17 protein-coding genes are annotated in these 18,052 nt (G+C 55.0%); 5 read left to right on the top strand and 12 right to left on the bottom strand.

Annotated elements, in window-relative coordinates; genetic code table 11:
* Positions 1-12: 12 nt before the first annotated feature.
* Entirely contained in the window at positions 13-708 is a 696-nt protein-coding gene (locus tag ACMGGR_RS10380) for a B3/4 domain-containing protein (RefSeq protein WP_246759355.1), read from the bottom strand.
* Between the two features lie 43 nt (positions 709-751).
* Between ACMGGR_RS10380 and ACMGGR_RS10375 the strand changes: the two genes are divergently transcribed.
* On the top strand, positions 752-1,357 hold the full coding sequence (locus tag ACMGGR_RS10375; RefSeq protein WP_246759356.1) for a helix-turn-helix domain-containing protein: 606 nt from the start codon (positions 752-754) through the stop codon (positions 1,355-1,357).
* A 37-nt stretch (positions 1,358-1,394) separates the two neighbouring features.
* Here the strand turns inward: ACMGGR_RS10375 and ACMGGR_RS10370 are convergent, their stop codons facing one another.
* The 6 genes from ACMGGR_RS10370 to ACMGGR_RS10345 are packed head-to-tail and all read right to left on the bottom strand — an operon-like array spanning position 1,395 to position 6,838.
* Complete coding sequence (locus tag ACMGGR_RS10370) at positions 1,395-2,432, bottom strand: ABC transporter substrate-binding protein (RefSeq protein ID WP_414148854.1); 1,038 nt, start codon at positions 2,430-2,432, stop codon at positions 1,395-1,397.
* 34 nt (positions 2,433-2,466) lie between these two features.
* Positions 2,467-3,618 carry an amidohydrolase gene (locus ACMGGR_RS10365; protein WP_414148853.1) on the bottom strand — a complete coding sequence of 384 codons (1,152 nt, stop codon included), beginning with the start codon at positions 3,616-3,618 and terminating at the stop codon, positions 2,467-2,469.
* Positions 3,619-3,627: 9 nt separating this feature from the next.
* Positions 3,628-4,437, bottom strand: a complete 810-nt coding sequence (locus tag ACMGGR_RS10360) for an amino acid ABC transporter ATP-binding protein (RefSeq protein ID WP_414148852.1) — start codon at positions 4,435-4,437, stop codon at positions 3,628-3,630.
* Complete coding sequence (locus tag ACMGGR_RS10355) at positions 4,437-5,384, bottom strand: amino acid ABC transporter permease (RefSeq protein ID WP_414148851.1); 948 nt, start codon at positions 5,382-5,384, stop codon at positions 4,437-4,439. The genes ACMGGR_RS10360 and ACMGGR_RS10355 overlap by 1 nt, the downstream gene beginning before the upstream one ends.
* Positions 5,385-5,392: 8 nt before the next feature.
* Positions 5,393-5,902, bottom strand: coding sequence for a GNAT family N-acetyltransferase (locus ACMGGR_RS10350; RefSeq protein WP_246759362.1), 510 nt, complete (start codon positions 5,900-5,902; stop codon positions 5,393-5,395).
* Between the two features lie 15 nt (positions 5,903-5,917).
* A complete protein-coding gene (locus ACMGGR_RS10345; protein WP_414148850.1) occupies positions 5,918-6,838 on the bottom strand; it encodes an ABC transporter substrate-binding protein in 921 nt (306 codons plus the stop codon).
* 230 nt (positions 6,839-7,068) lie between these two features.
* On the opposite strand from ACMGGR_RS10345, the gene ACMGGR_RS10340 reads away from it, so the two are divergent.
* Complete coding sequence (locus ACMGGR_RS10340; RefSeq protein ID WP_414148849.1) at positions 7,069-8,043, top strand: MsnO8 family LLM class oxidoreductase; 975 nt, start codon at positions 7,069-7,071, stop codon at positions 8,041-8,043.
* Positions 8,044-8,052: 9 nt separating this feature from the next.
* A complete protein-coding gene (locus ACMGGR_RS10335) occupies positions 8,053-9,372 on the top strand; it encodes an LLM class flavin-dependent oxidoreductase (protein WP_414148848.1) in 1,320 nt (439 codons plus the stop codon).
* Positions 9,373-9,617: 245 nt separating this feature from the next.
* Here the strand turns inward: ACMGGR_RS10335 and ACMGGR_RS10330 are convergent, their stop codons facing one another.
* A complete protein-coding gene (locus ACMGGR_RS10330) occupies positions 9,618-10,565 on the bottom strand; it encodes a sulfonate ABC transporter substrate-binding protein (protein WP_246759367.1) in 948 nt (315 codons plus the stop codon).
* Between the two features lie 314 nt (positions 10,566-10,879).
* Between ACMGGR_RS10330 and ACMGGR_RS10325 the strand changes: the two genes are divergently transcribed.
* The gene (locus ACMGGR_RS10325; RefSeq protein ID WP_414148847.1) at positions 10,880-11,290 is read left to right on the top strand and encodes an Exc2 family lipoprotein; all 411 of its coding nucleotides are present in this window, start codon (positions 10,880-10,882) and stop codon (positions 11,288-11,290) included.
* 102 nt (positions 11,291-11,392) lie between these two features.
* Here the strand turns inward: ACMGGR_RS10325 and ACMGGR_RS10320 are convergent, their stop codons facing one another.
* The 4 genes from ACMGGR_RS10320 to ACMGGR_RS10305 all read right to left on the bottom strand — a co-directional run bounded on the left by ACMGGR_RS10320 (position 11,393) and on the right by ACMGGR_RS10305 (position 16,919).
* Entirely contained in the window at positions 11,393-13,531 is a 2,139-nt protein-coding gene (locus tag ACMGGR_RS10320; RefSeq protein ID WP_414148846.1) for a beta-glucosidase, read from the bottom strand.
* A gap of 9 nt (positions 13,532-13,540) precedes the next feature.
* Complete coding sequence (locus tag ACMGGR_RS10315; protein ID WP_414148845.1) at positions 13,541-15,358, bottom strand: glycoside hydrolase family 15 protein; 1,818 nt, start codon at positions 15,356-15,358, stop codon at positions 13,541-13,543.
* Between the two features lie 171 nt (positions 15,359-15,529).
* Positions 15,530-15,757 carry a helix-turn-helix domain-containing protein gene (locus tag ACMGGR_RS10310; protein WP_246759371.1) on the bottom strand — a complete coding sequence of 76 codons (228 nt, stop codon included), beginning with the start codon at positions 15,755-15,757 and terminating at the stop codon, positions 15,530-15,532.
* Between the two features lie 133 nt (positions 15,758-15,890).
* On the bottom strand, positions 15,891-16,919 hold the full coding sequence (locus ACMGGR_RS10305; RefSeq protein WP_246759373.1) for a LacI family DNA-binding transcriptional regulator: 1,029 nt from the start codon (positions 16,917-16,919) through the stop codon (positions 15,891-15,893).
* A gap of 407 nt (positions 16,920-17,326) precedes the next feature.
* Here ACMGGR_RS10305 and ACMGGR_RS10300 point away from each other — a divergent pair, with 407 nt between their 5' ends.
* Positions 17,327-18,043 (top strand): gluconate 2-dehydrogenase subunit 3 family protein, encoded by a 717-nt coding sequence (locus tag ACMGGR_RS10300; RefSeq protein ID WP_246759374.1) that lies wholly within the window; start codon positions 17,327-17,329, stop codon positions 18,041-18,043.
* Positions 18,044-18,052 lie beyond the last annotated feature (9 nt).

Genomic DNA, 18,052 nt, shown 5'->3' with positions numbered 1-18,052 from the left:
GCTTAACTTACATTAAGGCACGCCAAAACCGAGCAGGTTTTTTGTCGTTTTGACGCCGGGCATCATCAATTCCAGACCGCGAATCAGTTCGTTACCCGCTTCCTGCAACGCTTCCAACGGCATCGACGGCAGGCTTTCCAGAATAAACCACATCCGTTGCGCGTTGGCATCCAGCCGGGTTCTGATACCCTGACGCCAGTTCCAGCGACGGCAGGTCACGCCTCGATCGTCGCGCCAGATAACTTCGCCAGGTTCGGGCGATTCACAGACAATATTTCCCTCTTTCTGGGTATCAAACGGTTCGCTGCCGTCGGCAAGAAGCAGCCGTGGCTGGCCGATATAGGCGGCAAAGTTTTCACCACCAACCGGAATCGCATAGCGAAGGCTAATGGCGTTGTAGAGATCGACAACGGGATCGATAGCCGCCAGCGTACCGTCGCGCTGCACGCGCTTACGCAACGCTTCGGCGGAACAGGGGGTGCGTTTTGGCTTAGCACCAAACTTTTTAAAGGTTGATGACCAGTCTGCCAGATGGGCTTCGGCCCAGGGAATGCTATCGGCAGTAACCGCACCGCAGGCAAGCGCGAGAAACTCGGCGGCCACTTGCGGACGAGAGACCGGCGCGGCTTCTACCACAATACTTAAGGCACGAAACCCGGGAGCCAGTTCGGCGACAGCGGGATCGATTGACGGCGTAACTGTAAACATTCCATAATCCTTTAGTGACTAATTTATCCTATAGTAGTGACCAATGACCAAAAAAGTCAATAAAACGACCGAGGCGGGGGCCGATCTGCACAGCGTTAGCGCCGCCGTTTCCCGCAGCATTAAAACCCACCGTAAAGCGCAAAAGCTTTCGCTGGACGAGCTTGCTCGCCGGGCGGGGGTCAGTAAGGGGATGCTGGTGGAGACAGAAAAGGGCACGGCAAATCCCAGCATCGCCATTCTGTGTAAAATTGCGGCTGCACTTGGTTTGTCGGTAGCAGATATCGTTAACGTGACCGATTCACCTTCTGCATGGCTGATTGCCAGCGAAGAGATACCGACACTATGGCAAGGCGAAAAAGGCGGATCGGCGCGGCTGCTGGCCGGCACCAGCGGACCGGATATGATCGAGCTGTGGCGCTGGGAAATGTATCCCGGTGAACTTTTTGCCTCGCCGGGACATCCGGTGGGAACGCTGGAACTGCTGCATGTGGAAAAGGGCACGCTAAGCCTGCAAACCCAAAGCGCTATACTGACAATTAAAGCGGGTTGCTCGGCGGTCGCCAGAACGGACACGGCGCACCATTATGCCAATCAGGGCGTAGAGACCCTGATTTTCACTATGTCCGTTGCGGAGCTGCACCGCAGTTAAACGCGTTCGTTTTTTAGCGCTAACGGCTTTAAAGTCGTTAGCCCATAGCATGATGTTGTGAATGTGATGAAGGCAGCAGGTCCGGTACATAGTGTTGGGCAAACAGGCGGGCATTGGTATCCGGGCGGATAACGTTGATGGTTTTCAGCTCGTCAACGTAGACGGCAACTTCTTTACGCAGCTGCTCGCCGGTGGAATGGTGCTGATGCGTGTGTTCGCGAAGCATGGCGGTGATATCAGCAATCGGCACCTGGCCCGGCACGAAAGGCGCAAAGATCTTCGCCGTTTCCGCCGGGTTATCGGCCGTCCACTGCTGGGCATCCACAATCGCCTGAGTAATGGCCCGGGCTACTTCAGGATTATCGCGCACCAGCGATCCACGCAGGCCAAGCACGCAGCAGGTCATCTGACGGTAGTCATCATTGAGGTTATTATCCACTTCAATCAGGCCGTCACGATGCTTGATCAGCCAGCCTTGCGGATCGTCCGTTGCCAGCGCCTGAACTTCGCCTTTACGCAGCGCTTCGCCAAACAGGTCGGCGGGATACTGTAGCCAGTTCACCTGCTTATCAGGATCGATACCCAATTTTGCCAGCTTAATAGCAAAGAAATTGCGGATCGGGCTGGCCTGATCGGTGACCGCCACGCTTTTTCCCACCAGGTCTTGCACGCTGTTGATACCGGCTGAAGAGGGGGCCAGCAGCCGCATACAGCCGCCGTGTGTGCCAACGGTCAGATCGACATCGAAGCCTTGTTCCAGCGGCTTAAGCCAGCGCAGCGCCATGCCGATGCCGCCATCTGCCTGGCCGGTCGCAATGGCCTGCAATAGCGCATCGGTTGGCCCGCTAAAATTCACCGGTTCGACGTTCAGGCCATATTTTTTAAAGAAGCCCTGTTTTAGCGCTACGGAAATGGGCGCCTGGCAAACGGCGGTTTGTCCCCAGGCAAGCTTGACGGTTGTTAATTTGTCGCTCTCGGCCGCCCGGAGAGAAAAGGCTGGAGCGAGCACCGTGCCGGCCATGATTAGCCCTGTTTTTTGCAGAAAGGAACGGCGTGAGAAAAAAGCGTCGGCCATGGTTAATTCCTTGTGTTGCCGATGATAAAGAGCGCTAAACCGTGACAGGCTGTCGCTCGGAAGCAGAAACTTTTTCCAGCGCGCGCACGGCTAATTCACTGAAATAATGAGCGGCAGGCGCAAGGATGGCTTCATCTGGCGCAAAGCCCGGATGATGCAGGCCATAGTGACTGGCGCTGCCGATACTGACGAAAGCGCCCGGGATCTGCTGCAAATAGAAGGCAAAATCTTCGCCACCCATTTGCGGTCCGATGGGCTCAACGTGGTAGCCGCTTTCTACCGCCGCCTGCAGGCAAAATTCTGCCCATTCCGGCGTATTGTTTAGCACGGGCGGGCCAGCCTGCCAGATAAGCTCCGCTTCTGCGCCCATTGAGGCGGCCACGCCTGCAATAAGCTGGCGCATCTGTGGCTGAATATGCTGGCGAATAGCATCATTGTGGGTGCGTACCGTGCCTTCCAGCTCAACGGACTGCGGCAGCACGTTCCAGGTATTGCCGCCGCTGATGCGCGTAACACTGACCACTACTGATTCCAGCGAGCTGTAGGTACGGCTGGGCAGGGTTTGCAGTGCGGTAACGATGGCGCTGGCAGTGACGATAGTATCAATGCCTTCCTGCGGACGAGCCGCGTGCGCGCCTTTTCCGGTAACCTGAATGGTAAAGCGGTCTACGTTGGCATAAAAAGCGCCGCCGCGCGTGCGCAGCGTACCGAGCGGCGTATCAGGTGCGTTATGCATACCGAAAATGGCCTGCACGCCTTTTAATGCGCCAGCGGCCAGCACCTGTTTAGCCCCGGTAAAAATCTCTTCGGCAGGCTGAAACAGAATGCGCACGCGGCCCGGTAGCGATTGCTCTTTGGCCTTCAACAGGCGTGCCGCGCCCAGCATAACGGAAGTATGTAAATCGTGGCCGCAGGCATGCATCACACCGGTATTGACCGATTTAAACGATGAGGAAACGGCTTCCTCGACAGGGAGCGCGTCAATATCGGCACGCAGCGCGATCAGCGGTTCACCTGAACCCATTTCTGCCACTACGCCCGTTTTCAGACCAAAATCGATTTCGCGAACGTTTTCCTGCTGTAGCCATTGGCGGATCCGGGCCGTCGTGGCAAATTCCCTGTCGGACAGCTCCGGATGCTGATGGAGTTCCCGCCGCCAGGCAATTAACTGCTGCTCAAAATCCATCTTTTCCTCCTACAGGACGCGTTCCAGAAAGCGTTTTGTACGTTGGTGACCAGGGCGATTCAGCACCCGATCGGCGCTACCGCTTTCAACAATTTTGCCGTCGACCATAAACACCACGCGGTCGGCAACCTGTCTGGCAAAGCCGATTTCATGCGTGACCACCACCAGCGTGACGCCGGAGTTGGCCAGTTTTTTAATCACTTCCAGCACCTCGCCAACCAGCTCCGGATCCAGCGCGGAAGTTGGCTCATCAAACAGCATGACTTTAGGGTTCAGCGCCAGCGCGCGGGCGATAGCGATACGCTGCTGCTGGCCGCCGGAGAGCTGGCGCGGCCACGCGTGCGCTTTTTCACGCAGGCCAACGGTATCCAGCAGCTCAAAAGCTCTGTTGATAGCCTCACGCCGCGTCAGCAGCCCGTGAACAATGGGGGCTTCAATAATGTTATCCAGCACGGTCATATGCGGGAACAGGTTGAAATTCTGAAACACGTAGCCAACCTGAATGCGCTGTTTCAGAATCGCCCGCTCTTTTAACTCATACAGTTTGTTGCCTTTACGACGGTAGCCGACATAGTCGCCATCAATTTGAATAAAGCCTTCATCGACGCGCTCCAGATGATTAATGGTGCGCAGTAACGTTGACTTACCGGAGCCGGAAGGGCCGAGGATCACCGTTACCGTGCCGGGTTCGATAGTCAGGCTAACGTCGTCCAGCGCGGTAAACGCGCCGTAACGCTTGCTGATATTGGCGATCTCAATTTTTCCCACGCTGGCCTGTGCCGATGCGGTACGTGGATATAACTCAAGCGCTTCTGACATCACGATTCTCCTTCAGCGTTGGGCACCGCGCGGCGAAAAAACGGAAAGCGAGCGGGGCAAACCTGCCGCACTACGCCGCGCGAAAAATAGTGTTCGACATAGTGTTGCAGCACGGATAACACGGTGGTGATCAGCAGATACCAGATGCTGGCGACCATCAGCAGTGGAATAACCTGCTGCGTACGGTTATAGATAACCTGAACGGTATAAAACAGTTCCGGCATCGACAGCACGTAAACAATTGAAGTGCCTTTAGCCAGGCTAATCACCTCGTTAAAGCCGGTCGGCAAGATTGCACGCAACGCCTGGGGAAGAATAATGCGGAAAGTACGACGATGCGGTGGCAATCCCAGCGCGGCAGCCGCTTCATGCTGGCCTGGATCGACCCCGGCGATACCACCGCGAATAATCTCCGCGGTATAGGCCGCCTGAACCAGCGACAGCCCCAGTACGGCAACCGAAAACTGATCCAGCAGGTCGGTGGTACTGTGGGTAAAGAACACCAGAGAAGTAAAAGGAATACCCAGCGACAGGCTATCGTACAGGTAAGAGAAGTTATACAGAATAATCAGAACCAGCAGCAGCGGCAGTGAGCGAAACAGCCAGATATAGGCCCAGGCCAGCGTCTTTAATAGCCAGGATTTGGAGAGCCGTGCCAGCGCCAGGCCGGTGCCAAGAACCGAACCAAACAGCGTGCCAAAAAGCGTTAGCAGCAGCGTTTTGCCTAGCCCGCTTAAAATAGCCGGATCGAAAAACCACTGGGCGAATACGTTCCATTCCCAGCGCGGATTGGTGGCAACTGACTGCACAATTCCGGCAATGATAAACAGCGCAAACAGCGCGCCCACCAGTCGCCACGGATAGCGTGCCGGAACAACTCTTAAGGTAGCGTGCTCGGCGTGGACGTGAGGTTCAGCGCGGCCTGCATCATAATCGGGATTTCTCATCGCTTTCCTTACGCGCTGCGTTTAACCGGCTGCCTGAGCAGCGTTTTGGTAAAAGGTAAGCGACCATCGAAAGGCGGTTGTGAATAGCGTTCCGGATCGACACTGGTGTCAAACTGCGGCTGGTAGCCGTGCGACAGATAAAGCCTGACCGCTTCCGGCTGGCGAAAGCCGGTAGTCAGAAATACCGATTCATAACCTTGCAGCGTGGCCAGCCTCTCAAGTTCCGCCAGCACTCTTTGCGCAAGACCCTGACGGCGCATGCTGCGGTGCGTCCAGATACGTTTCAGTTCGGCAGTAGTGACGTTGTAACGCTTGAAGGCACCCATCGCAATGGGGGTTTCATGGCGCAACAGTACGATAAAAGCGCCATGCGGTGGTGCATAGAGATCCAGTGGTTCCTCTTCCTGCTCGCCAAAATAGTCGCCATAGCGGTCACGATATTCCTGGAATAAGCCATCAATAATTGGCTCAATGAGCGGGTCGGTCGGCGTGGTATGGATAAAGGTATCTTCAATCATCTGCTGCTCCCGAAATCAGTCGCCGAGGCCCGGCGGGTTGATTTCTGAACGTTCAATTTTATCGACGCTCTCGCCCCAGCGTTCCAGCACCTGGGCATAGCTGCCGTTGGCGATAGCACTGTTCAGCGAAGCCTGCACGGCCTGCACCAGGCCGCCGTCCTTCTTCAGCGTCACGGCGACGTTAGCGGTTTTTGGCCAGCCGCCCGCCACCACGCCAACCAGTTTGGTTCGGCCGGTGAGCTTGGCTTTATAGGCGCCGGTTGGGTTAGGAACGAAAGCGGCGTCGGCACGTCCGGACTGAAGAGCCAGCGTGGCGGCAGCATCGTCGGTGACATAAAGAGGCTGCACGGCGGCGAGGCCTTTAGCGCGGTTTTCTTTATCCCACTCCAGTAAAATCGCTTCCTGGTTAGTGCCGGAGCCAACAATAATGCGCTTCCCGGCGATATCCGGTGCGGAATCTATTTTGGTAATTTTGCTGGTGCTTTTAACGTAAAAACCGATGTTATCTTTACGATAGGTGGCAAAGTCATAGCGCGCTTTGCGATCTTTAGTCACGGTAATATTATAAATAGCCGCGTCATATTTTCCGGAAGTCACGCCAAGCGGCCAGTCTTCCCAGGCGGCCGGAACAATTTTCACTTTTAATCCCAGTCCATCCGCTACCAGGCGAGCAATATCCGCTTCGCTACCAATCACCGTTTTATTATCGCGCGCAAACAGGCCAAACGGCGGCGCGCTGCCTAATACCGCCGTAGCCACCGTCAGCGTGCCGGGCGTCACAAATTTATAATCAGCCGGGATCAGGGAAGCCGCCTGCGGATTTAACGGGGCATGAACAGGTTTTTCATTGGCAATCAAGTCGATACCCGGCGCGGCCTGCGCGCTCAGGCTAAGGCCCAGCAAAAATGCCAGCGTGGTTAAGCGGTTGCTATTCATCCTTTTTCCCTGCGATGTGTTTTTTGTGCACTATTGCGGATGGCGGAATTGAAGTAAAACAGCAAAAACAAATAAAGATAGCGGGAAATAACAATTGATTATGGCGAGATTAAAAGGAGCGATAATTTTCTTTCTAATATTAAATAATGCAAATGCAAAGCTGTATTTAATATTTAGCCCTGCCGTTTTTATATGAAATTCTCGCTGTAAGCATCCAGAGGGAATTTATTATGCCTTATCAATTAAGTCTTTTAGATCAAAGTCCGGTCGCGGAAGGACAAACGCCGCAGGCCGCACTGGCGGCCACGCTGGCTTTTGCCCGCGAGGCGGAACGGCTTGGCTATCGGCGGCTGTGGGTTTCAGAACATCACGACAACGAGCGTCTGGCGGGCAGCTCGCCGGAAGTGCTGATAGCCTGGCTACTGGCGCATACCCGCCGTCTGCGCATCGGCTCCGGCGGCGTGATGCTGCAACATTACAGCCCGTATAAGGTGGCGGAAAACTTTCATCTGCTGGCGTCGCTGGCTGATGACCGTGTTGACCTGGGCGTCGGCAAAGCGCCGGGCGGATTACCGCTGTCGACTAAAGCCTTACAGGGTGCGCTGGCCGGGAAAAAAGACTTCGTCTCGCAGCTGGCGGAATTAACCGACTATCTGAACGCCGCCGCGTCTCCGTCTGCTGGCGAAGTGGCCAGAGCGCTTCCGGTGCCGCCCCATCAGCCGCAGCGTTTTTTACTGGGTGCCAGCCCGGAAAGCGCCAGGCTGGCTGCGCAGCTGGGCTGGAATTTTGTGTACGCCGGTTTTATCAACGCTGATGAACAGACGATGCGCGAAGCGGTGCTGACCTTTCAGGAGTATGGCAAGGGCAAGGCGCTGATTAGCCTGGCGGCGGTGGCGGCGGATACGCAACAGGAGGCCGCCTCGCTGTTGGCCGAGCAGCACAACTACCGCGTCATCCTTGGCGACAGACACGTTACCGTCGGCAGCGAAGCGCAGGCGCAGGCCTTTGTGCGTCAGGCGGGCGCGGTCGATTACCGCATCGAAAAACAGGCGCTGAACGTGCTGCACGGCACCGCCGAAACGGTTCACCAGAAGCTGGCCGCGCTGCATCAAAGCCTGAACGTGGATGAATTTATTCTGCATACGCCGCTAAATAATCCCGATCGGCGTCTGCGTTCCATTACTCTGCTGGCAGGCCAGCAATAAGGAGATCGAATGAGCAAATCCATTAAGTTTGGCCTGATGCTGCAAGGCGCGGGCGGCCATATGAATTCCTGGCGTCACGCCAGCGCGCCAGTCGATGCCAGCGTCAATTTTCGCTACTTTACCGATTTAGCACAGCGTGCAGAAGCGGCCGGTTTCGATTTTGTTTTTGTCGCCGACGGTCTGCATATCAATGGAAAATCGCTGCCCCATTTTCTTAACCGTTTTGAGCCGATCGCGCTGCTGTCGGCGCTGGCCTCGGTGACGCAGCAGATAGGGCTGGCCGGAACCATCTCGACCTCTTACAGCGATCCCTTTACCGTTGCCCGTCAGCTGGCAACCCTGGACAATATCAGCGGCGGTCGTGCGGGCTGGAACGTGGTGACCTCGCCGCTGGAGGGGTCGGCAAAAAACTTTGGCAAGGTTCATCCTGCGCATTCGCTGCGTTATGAAATCGCCGAAGAGTATATCAACGTGGTGCAGGGCCTGTGGGATTCCTGGGAGGATGATGCTTTTGTCCGCGATCGCGACAGCGGCGTGTTCTTTGACGCTGCCAAACTGCATAAGCTCAACCATCACGGCAAATTTTTCTCGGTCGATGGTCCGCTAAATATTCAGCGTTCACCACAGGGCCAGCCGGTTATTTTTCAGGCGGGCGCCTCCGATACAGGAATTGAGCTGGCCGGGAGATCCGCCGATGCGGTCTTTACCAACGCGCGGGCGCTGGCAGAAGCGCAAACCTACGCACGCAAGCTGCGCGCAGCCAGCAACGGCCGCGATCCGGCGGCTATTTTCCCGGGCATCAGTCCGATAATCGGCAGGACGCCAGAAGAGGCCGAAACGAAATATCAGCATCTGCTGTCGCTGCTCTCGCTGGATGACGTGCTGGCCTATTTAGGCCGTTTCTTCGATCATCACGACTTTAGCCAGTACGATCCTGATGGACCGTTTCCGGAAATCGGTGAGCTGGGGCAAAATACGTTCCGTTCCACTACCGACAGCATCAAGCGCCGCGCGCGGGAAGGCAACCTGACGCTGCGCCAGATTGCTTATGAAACCACGTTACCGCGCGGGGAATTTTTTGGCACGCCGGAACAGGTTGCCGACGCGCTGATCACCTGGGTAGAACAGGGCGGCGCGAGCGGCTTTATCATCAGCGGGCCGGTACTGGTTGAGGCATTTAACGACTTTACGCGCTACGTGCTGCCCGTGCTGGCGGAACGCGGCTACTGGCAACCGTCAGACGAAAAAACGCTGCGTGCTCGCTTAGGCATTCCGTTTAAAGCTAACCGCTATGCGGTACAAGCGCCGGAACTCGCTGAAGTTAAATAACGGCACGCCGTGCATCAAAAAACATCACGGGTGGCCTTGCGCCGCCCGCTGCTATTGCTGTTGATCCCCGGGCGTGCTGGCGTGAATCCTTGTCCTGGGGCGATAGCCTGTGAACAGTCATTTGCATCGTCCATGATGCAGGTCGGAACCAGAAAGCGAACGCTATAAGTGACACTGTCACCTGGAGTTTATGCCAGGGTAGTCAGTACTGACGCTATCGACTGGTCTTGAAATGGTAAACGAGTTTATTTTTTATCCAGCGACCAGGTGGCGCTGTTAACGTTTATTTTTACCGGCAGCAGCCCGATTTGCGTGAACTTATCGGCCAGCGCCTGCTGCTCTTTAAACACTTCCGGCGTCATTCTTTCTGCGCCAAAGGGCATTCTGGCAATCGCTCGCTGCCAGACAGGCTGCGGCAGGCCCGTAGAGGCGGACAAGATTTTTGCCGTTTCCTGCGGGTTTTTATTGGCCCAGTCGCTCAGCGTGCCCAACTCGGTTAATACTTTTTCCGCCGTTTGCGGGTGTGCTTCCGCAAATTTACGACTGGCAAGGTAGAAGGTGTAGTGCGGCACCAGACCTTCAGCATTTTTTACCAGCCGGGCCTTAGCATTGGTTTCAACTTCGGCATAATAGGGATCCCAGATAACCCAGGCATCGACCGCGCCGCGCTGAAAGGCCGCACGGGCGTCGGCTGGCGGCAGGTAGACCGGCTTGATATCTTTATAGCTTAATCCCGCTTTTTCCAGCGCGGCGATCAGCAGGTAATTAACGTCCGAACCCTTATTTAACGCCACGCGTTTGCCTTTCAGATCGGCCACGGTGTTAATTGTTGAATTCTGCGGCACCACAATAGCTTCCGTTTGTGGATTGGCAGGCGAATGCCCCAGATAAACCAGATCGGCCTGTGCGGCCTGAGCAAAGGCGGGTGGCGCGTCACCCGTAGCGGCCAGATCGATACTGCCCACGTTTAATCCTTCCAGCATTTGCGGCCCGGCGGGAAATTCTACCCAGCGCACGCTGATTCCCTGTTTTTTAAATTCGCTGTCCAGCGTGCCGCGATATTTCAGCAGGGCAAAAATATTGGCCTTTTGATAGCCAATATTGACGGTCTCCGGCTGAGTTTCTGCCAGCGCCGGTTGAGCAATAGCCGCAAGTACCAAAGCGGCAACGCCGCTAACAAGATAATTTTTCATGCTTTTCCCCGTAAATAAAATCAGTCAGGGCAACATAGCAAATCGTTACGCATTGGCTTAGCGAGTAAAAGGCATAAACTTAGCTGAAAATGTTATGCGGACCGTTGCCGTTGCTATTTTCAGCTCATAGATAAAAGCAGCGGCTTACCTTCAGCAAACAGGACCAGGGTAAATAAAATTATCGAGAGAGCTCACATTTTAACCAAAATCAACAGGCCAGGCGTGCGAAACAGATGAAATAATAAGACTCAGCGACGGTATTTATTTAAATCGGTTCGCTGAAAAACAAGGAATAATTAAACAAGGAAGGAATAATGAAAATGATTTTACCCTATTTATGGCTCTGTCTGCTGGTGCTGTTTTTAAACGCCTGTGCCCCACAAAGCAGCGTCGATCGGCACGCGGTCCACGTCGCGCATCAGCTCTCTGAAGCTAACTTCGATCCCCATACCCGTCTGCTGCTGGCTGACAGCATTCGCCAGATGCGTCCATGCCTGCAAATCGTCTACGATCAGGGGGTAAAAGATCGTGCCGCGGGTTTATCGAGGGCACAAATGGAAGAGAAGGTAGCCAGCTATCTCGACCCGGAAAAATTCCCGGAGGAAACGGTCAAGCATCGATTCCTGCAGCAGGTCTACAGTGCGGATAAGCCAGCGCTGGAACGTAAAATTCTGACGGAGGCAATGGCGTCTGTTTATCGGGACGGTTATGAAGGGCGACCATAGGCTGCCTGACGGCATGAGGTTAAGCCCGTCAATATTTATCACAATATTGACGGGAAGGGGTCAAAGACACGCTTCGGCGTCAGAAGGTGTTTTCAGGGCGGCTCAATAACTGAACTGCTGCGCCGCCAGCGTCAGGTCAGCCTGCAGGCGAACATCTTCCGCATGGCGGCCGGCAACGATGTCATAGTCGCCCTGGGCAATTTGCCAGGCGGATTGCGTCGTATCCCAACAGGCAATCACTTTTGGCTCCAGCGTTAGCGTCACCACCCGGCTTTCGCCCGGAGCCAGCTCCGTGCGCGCAAAAGCGACCAGTCGCGGCACATACGCTTTGTTTTTTGGCTGAATATAAAGCTGTACCACATCGGCACCGCCACGCTCGCCGGAATTGGTAACGGTGAGCGACGCTTCGATTGCTGCTGCATTCCGCGTCACCTTGAGATCGCGCCAGTCAAAAGTGGTATAGCTCAGACCAAAGCCGAATGGGAACAGGGGGGGTTGCTGAGTGCGCGAATACCAGCGATAGCCCACGTCCGAGCCTTCAATATCATAATTGATATGCACGATATCGCCTTTAACCGGTACGCCAGGCATTGAGGTGGTCGTAGCAGGATCCAGCTGTTCAGGATTGGGCAGCTGCTGTTCGCTGGCGGGGAAGCTTACCGGCAGGCGACCTGATGGATTGACGCGCCCAAACAGCACGCCAGCAATCGCTTCAGCACCGCCAGAGCCGGGATACCAGGCGGCCAGTACCGCCGCCACTTCGTCAAGCCACGGCATCGTTACCGGGCCGCCGGTTTCCAGAACGACGACCGTGTTTTTATTAACGGCGGCCAGCTTGCTAATCAGCTGGTTTTGCTCGTCGCTTAACGCCAGCCCCTCAGCGTCAAGCGCTTCGGAACGCCACTCTTCGGCAAAGAAAATAACCGCATCGGCTTTTTGTGCCAGCTCGGTCACTTTTCTGACGTCTTCGCCGCTGGCGTAGTCGACCTCTGCCGCGCCTGATTCCGCGCGGATTGCGTGCAGAGGGGACGAAGGATGATAAATTTTATCGGTAGCAATTCCCATAAAATCAACGCCAGGCAAACGGAGGCTACCTACAGGCGTCACGGAAGAGGAGCCGCCTCCGGCCAGTACGCCAGCGTCAGCGTGGGCTCCCACCACCAGTAGCCGTTTGGCACCTTTGGGCAGCGGCAGTGCCCGGGCGTTTTTCAGCAGTACAATTCCCTGTTCCGCTTCGCGCTGTGCCTGCAGCCGATGTGCCATATAATCAATATCTCCGCCCGGTCTGGCGGGATAGTCGATTGCGCCCACGGCAAACAGGCTGCGTAAGATGCGCCGCACCATATCATCGATGCGGGCCTGAGGCACTTCTCCGGATGCCACCGCCTCGCGCAGCGGTTTATCAAACCAGGCTTGCTTATCCAGATTGGCGCCCGACTGTACGTCCAGTCCCGCCAGCGCGGCTTTGGCCGCCGAGTGCGTAGCGCCCCAGTCGGACATTACCCAGCCCTGATAGCCCCAGTCGCCTTTCAGTACTTTATTCAGCAGAAAGTCGTTTTCCGACGCCCACGTGCCGTTCACCAGGTTATATCCCGGCATCACTGCGCCAGCCTGACCAATCTCCAGGGCGATTTCAAACGCCAGCAGGTCGGACTCACGCATTGCCGCCTCGCTGAGATCTGAACTGACCACCACGCGGCCGGTTTCCTGCGCGTTGACCGCGAAGTGCTTAACGGTCGATACCACGTGCTCAGACTGGATACCGCGCACGGAGTGCCCGGCCATGATGCCGGTCAGCAAGGGATCTTCGGAAAGATATTCAAAGTTTCTGCCGCCGCGCGGTTCCCGGATCAGGTTCGCGCCACCGGCAAGCTGTACGTTAAAACCTTTAGCAAAGGCTTCGCGTCCAACCAGCTTCCCGGTTTCTTCAGCCATTTGCGGGTTAAAGGTTGCGGCCAGCAGCAGGCCGGAAGCCAGCGCGGTCGCATTATCGCCGGGACGTATGTTGCCCAACGCCGAAACGCCAAGACTGGCGTCCGACTGCTGCATCGCGGGGATGCCCAGGCGGGGAATGGCAGGGTAGTAAGCGGCTGAACCGATAGCGCCTTCCGGCAGCGGCTCGTCGCCCAGAGGGATCGCCATCGGTCCCGAAAGCCAGGCGAATTTTTCCTCGGTGGTCATCGCCTGCAGAACGAGTTCGGCCCGTTCGTCCGGCGTCAGGTTTAATGGTTTATTGCTCACAGAACCTCCTTATTCGTTAGCGACAGTCAAAGCCTGCGCCGCGCAGACCAGCGCAAGATGGCTCAGCCCCTGCGGCAAATTACCGCGCCAGCTGCCCGTACGCGTATCAAACATTTCATTGAAGATTTCGACGTTGCCGCGATCGCAGATGCCTTCCAGAATTTCATTCATCGCCGCTTCGGCCTTTTTGGTTTCGCCCATTGAGGCCCAGGCTTCCACCAGCCAGAACGAGCAGGCGACAAAAGTACTTTCCTCCTGCTCTACGCCGCTGTAGCGATAGAGCATGGCGCTATTGTGGCCCAGCTCGCGATGAATGGCGTCATAGGTTGCCAGCATGCGTTTAGGGTTTACGGTATTACCGTAGTGGTGCACCAGCGCCAGCGAGGCATCCAGCCGGTCGTCACTGCCGACATAAAACAGATAGGCCTGGCGCTCTTCGGACCAGCAGTGGTCTTCAATCCAGTCGCGGATTCGATCGCGCTCGCGCTGCCAGCGATCAACCCAGGTCGGTTCGATATGTTTGCCATCGGCCATCGCTACGGCCCGATCCAGCGCCAGCCAGCAGGCCATTTTCGAATGGGTATAGTGCTGCTCTTCCGGCAGTTCCCAGATGCCGGAATCCTTCTGGCGCCAGCTGTCGGCGCAGCAGTTTGCCAGCTCGCCAAGCATGCGCGAGGTGGCGATATCCAGCACGTGACCCGCTTCGATAAACAGGAGCGCGGTGGCGAGCATGTCGCCGTACATACTGAGCTGAACCTGATCGCGCGCATTATTACCCACGCGTACGGGCAGCGAATCCTCATAGCCACGCAGCGGCAAATAAGTCTCTTCCGGCACTACGTCACCTTCGAGCGTGTAGCAGGCGCGCAGTTTGACGCCGTGGCGAATAATGGTGTGGGTCAGCCACGAGAAGGCGGCTTTACAATCCTCCAGTGCGCCAAGATAGACGAAGGATTTAATAATCAGGCAGGCGTCGCGTACCCAGGCATAGCGGTAGTCGTAATTTTTTTCGCCGCCAATACCTTCGGGCAGTGAGGTGGTTGCCGCCGCAGCCAGCGCGCCGGTTGGTGAATACCAGAGGAACTTGAGTGACAGGGCGGAACGTTTTACATGCGGCGTAAAAAGACCTTTATAAGAGAGGTGACCAACCCAGTCGCGCCAGGCGGCATGGCTGGTTTCAATCCTGTCGTCGATGTCGGCCAGATTAGGCACGGCCAGCGGCTCTTTCTCGCTTGCCAGCAGCGCCACCATCGAATGTGAACCGGGCGAGGTGGTTAACCGGCCGCTGATAGCTTCATCGGAACGATGGGTAATCTTAACGTCCTCGCTGGTACGCAGCATGGTCATCAGATCGCCAATATGAAAAACCGTACCCTGATTCGTATCTGCTGCCCATGGCGAACGGGTTTCCGCTACGGTACCAAGCTTAAGATGCAGCTTCAGCTTAACTTTGCCATCAATGCCGTCAATGCGACGTGCCAGCTCGCTCCAGGGCAGACGCCCGGCCGCCGAACTGTTCAGCGATTCAGTGAGCCGCACCGAGCCGGTTTCGGTAGTAAAAACCGTTTCCAGCACGTTACTGTCTTCGCGATAATGACGCTTAACGCTGTAGTCGTCCTCAGGTTCCAGCTGAAAAAAGCCACCGATCCCGGGATCCAGAATACGATCGAAAAGCGGTGGCGAATCAAGGTTAGGCGCACACCACCAGTCAATAGAACCGTCTGGCGCAATTAAGGCAACAGATCGTCCTTCACCGATGGCGGCATAGTCGCCCAGACCAGCAAAACCTTCTTTGCGCACGGGGGAATGATAGGTTTTATTTTTCACTCAACGTCCCTTGTTATATATGGAAAGACGTAGCCTGAATCGATTAATCAGGCTGCTGACTGAAAAGTATAGGTAAAGTTTGGCGTTACGCAGGGAAGGAGAAGAATGCGTTAAAGAATGAAAGGCCGTAAAGGAGCAAAAATAAGAATTTCCGCAGAACAAAGCTGGCCGTTAAAACACCACAGGCGGACGAGAAACTAACATTTCAATCGGGACATCCAGCGCATTAGCCAGATTATTTAGCGTCAGCAGGCTGATATTCCGTTTGCCGTTTTCAATATCGCTGAGGTAGGTTCGATCAATGCCGCTGCGTTCGCTGAGAGCAACCTGGCTCAGCTGTTTACGTTTACGATAGAGGCGAACGCGTTCGCCAACGCTGATGAGCAGACCGTCTTGCAAGGGCGTTCCTCCAGTTTTTACGGTCAGATTATTCCCGAATTTATATAATAACCGGCTGATTTAAAAGCTCTGTTACTTTTTTAAGACTATTCCTGGTAAGGGTGGGCTTTTTATATTGTTACAACAGTTTATTTTACATTGCAGAAAATGTACCCATATTTTCAGCGGTAATAATTTTAAAAGCGACGTTACCATCCTGATAAAGATCGGGCTGATAACCTACTTCAAGATGACGAAGTAATAAATCCAGCGCCAGTCTTGCATGCGCGGGCGCATTCTGATCAAGGGTATAAGAAACCATATCGGCCTGAAGCATCTGCCGGGTGACAGAATAAAGTTCGTGCGTAATAACCGTGCTGCGTAAATTATGACGTTGTAGCAAAGCTTTAATTTCGCTATTGCCGACCCCCGTATTATAAATACCCACCACGTTTTGCGTTTTACGCAATGCCTGTTCAAACAAAACGCGAATAACTTCGCGCCGATCGTGGCCGGAAAGCACTTCTTTCAACTGAATTTGCGGCGCGCGTTGCGCCATAGCCTGGCGAAAGCCTTCAATACGCTGGCGATGGGCGCGATAATCAATACGGCCGCTAAGCATAATGACTTCTCCGGCGTCGTGCAGCGATTTACTCATCAGCAAACCTGCGGTTCTGCCTGCCTGATACTGATCGATACCAACATGACAAAGGCGCTGCGCCTGCGGAATATCGGTTGCTAACGTGATTACCGGTACGCCTTTGGCACGGCAGCAGGCCAGCGCATCGTGGATCGCCGGATAATCGTGCCCAAAAACAATCAGGCCGTCGCGGTTTTCACAGGCGTCCATCATACGCTGCGCCAGCCTTTCAGGCTGTGATTCTGCGATATAGGTACGGTGTAGCGTCAGGCGCTGATAGCCCAGCTGGCTTGCTACCGTAGAGAAATCGCTGGCCAGCGTATCGAAGAAAAAAGAGGGATTGCCGCTGAGAAAGACCTCAATTTGCCAGGGCTGGCGATACTCTTCCGGTAATAGCCGCTTCAGGCCAGCCTCACGCGCAGCTTGTAAAACTTTGCGCGTGGTAGCAGGCGATACGCCGCCACGATCGTTGAGTACCCGATCGACGGTGGCAACGCCAACGCCCGCCAGCTCGGCCAGCATCTGTAATGTTAACTTCTTCATCGTCCACCCATCAGCGGTTCCTGTCCGCACGCTGCGGACGGCGGCATAGTATGCGCAGCCTGACGCTTCTGGCAAGCTGGAAAAAACCGGAAGCGGACTCCGTTTATTGTCACTAACGCACCGGACGGAATGCAGGCAGGGCGCGGTTCTTTGCGCTATTACGGTGAAGAAAACGACGCTTTGCTGAAAAATAAGACGCTCATCTTAATATGATGTAAAACCATCAACGCAATCCTTTTCTGGGCTGCTGCAAAAAATTATCCTGCCGCCGATGTTAATTATTTATTAAATACATTCTTGTCGTGTAAACAAAAAGCCTCTGATTTGATAATTACATTAAGCAATTATCAAAAAAAATTATTCTAAAAACGATATCGCAATGTGATCAACTTATCCGCAGGGAATTTATGAAAAGAAGAGAGTTCCTTACCTCAGTGGTTGCGCTGGGCGTAGCCTCATCTATACCTCGCGCACAGGCCGAGGTGATTAGCGGCGGCCAACCGTGGCAGCCGGGCAAAGTTCATACTCCGCCAACCCCGCCAAAACAGGGCGGCCTGCAATACTTTACTCCGCACGAGTTCGCTACCGTGGGCGCTATTGCTGAACGCTTTATTCCTGCAGACGAAAGCAGCCTGAGCGGAAAGGATGCGGGCTGCGCTACCTTTATCGACAGGCAGCTGGCCGGTGATTACGGTCGTGCCGCCGCGCTTTATCGGCTTGGGCGCTTTGTCAAAGGAACGCCGGAACAGGGGACGCAGTCACCGCTGACGCCTGCGGAACGTTATCGTCAGGGGCTTGCTGCTCTGGATAGCGCAACGCAAAAGCAGTACGGCAAAAACTTTATCGATCTTGCGCCGGATATGCAGGAAACCGTTCTGCACGCGATGGAAGCGGACAAGTTCGATATGGGAAAAGAGGTGGATACTAAAGTCTTTTTTGAACTGCTGCTGCAAAACGTTCGGGAAGGTTTTCTTTCCGATCCGATTTACGGCGGAAATAAAGAGATGACCAGCTGGAAGATGATCGGCTTTCCCGGCGCGCGCTATGATTTCCGCGACATGCTGAGCAAGAAAGGCAAGAAGCTGAATATTATTCCCACCAGCCTGATTGATAACACCCTCTGAATTAAGAGT

Origin of the sequence: Erwinia sp. BNK-24-b (assembly GCF_047456155.1) — a bacterium.
Classification (GTDB): Bacteria; Pseudomonadota; Gammaproteobacteria; order Enterobacterales; family Enterobacteriaceae; genus Erwinia; species Erwinia phyllosphaerae.
Note: the sequence above shows the minus strand (reverse complement) of the source record. Positions and strands in the feature narration are given on the sequence as shown.

What these genes read in the sequence shown, in the direction of transcription:
- ACMGGR_RS10380 (WP_246759355.1), bottom strand. Translation starts at nt 708, where the DNA reads ATGTTTACAGTTACGCCGTCAATCGATCCCGCTGTCGCCGAACTGGCT.
- ACMGGR_RS10375 (WP_246759356.1), top strand. Translation starts at nt 752, where the DNA reads ATGACCAAAAAAGTCAATAAAACGACCGAGGCGGGGGCCGATCTGCAC.
- ACMGGR_RS10370 (WP_414148854.1), bottom strand. Translation starts at nt 2,432, where the DNA reads ATGGCCGACGCTTTTTTCTCACGCCGTTCCTTTCTGCAAAAAACAGGG.
- ACMGGR_RS10365 (WP_414148853.1), bottom strand. Translation starts at nt 3,618, where the DNA reads ATGGATTTTGAGCAGCAGTTAATTGCCTGGCGGCGGGAACTCCATCAG.
- ACMGGR_RS10360 (WP_414148852.1), bottom strand. Translation starts at nt 4,437, where the DNA reads ATGTCAGAAGCGCTTGAGTTATATCCACGTACCGCATCGGCACAGGCC.
- ACMGGR_RS10355 (WP_414148851.1), bottom strand. Translation starts at nt 5,384, where the DNA reads ATGAGAAATCCCGATTATGATGCAGGCCGCGCTGAACCTCACGTCCAC.
- ACMGGR_RS10350 (WP_246759362.1), bottom strand. Translation starts at nt 5,902, where the DNA reads ATGATTGAAGATACCTTTATCCATACCACGCCGACCGACCCGCTCATT.
- ACMGGR_RS10345 (WP_414148850.1), bottom strand. Translation starts at nt 6,838, where the DNA reads ATGAATAGCAACCGCTTAACCACGCTGGCATTTTTGCTGGGCCTTAGC.
- ACMGGR_RS10340 (WP_414148849.1), top strand. Translation starts at nt 7,069, where the DNA reads ATGCCTTATCAATTAAGTCTTTTAGATCAAAGTCCGGTCGCGGAAGGA.
- ACMGGR_RS10335 (WP_414148848.1), top strand. Translation starts at nt 8,053, where the DNA reads ATGAGCAAATCCATTAAGTTTGGCCTGATGCTGCAAGGCGCGGGCGGC.
- ACMGGR_RS10330 (WP_246759367.1), bottom strand. Translation starts at nt 10,565, where the DNA reads ATGAAAAATTATCTTGTTAGCGGCGTTGCCGCTTTGGTACTTGCGGCT.
- ACMGGR_RS10325 (WP_414148847.1), top strand. Translation starts at nt 10,880, where the DNA reads ATGAAAATGATTTTACCCTATTTATGGCTCTGTCTGCTGGTGCTGTTT.
- ACMGGR_RS10305 (WP_246759373.1), bottom strand. Translation starts at nt 16,919, where the DNA reads ATGAAGAAGTTAACATTACAGATGCTGGCCGAGCTGGCGGGCGTTGGC.
- ACMGGR_RS10300 (WP_246759374.1), top strand. Translation starts at nt 17,327, where the DNA reads ATGAAAAGAAGAGAGTTCCTTACCTCAGTGGTTGCGCTGGGCGTAGCC.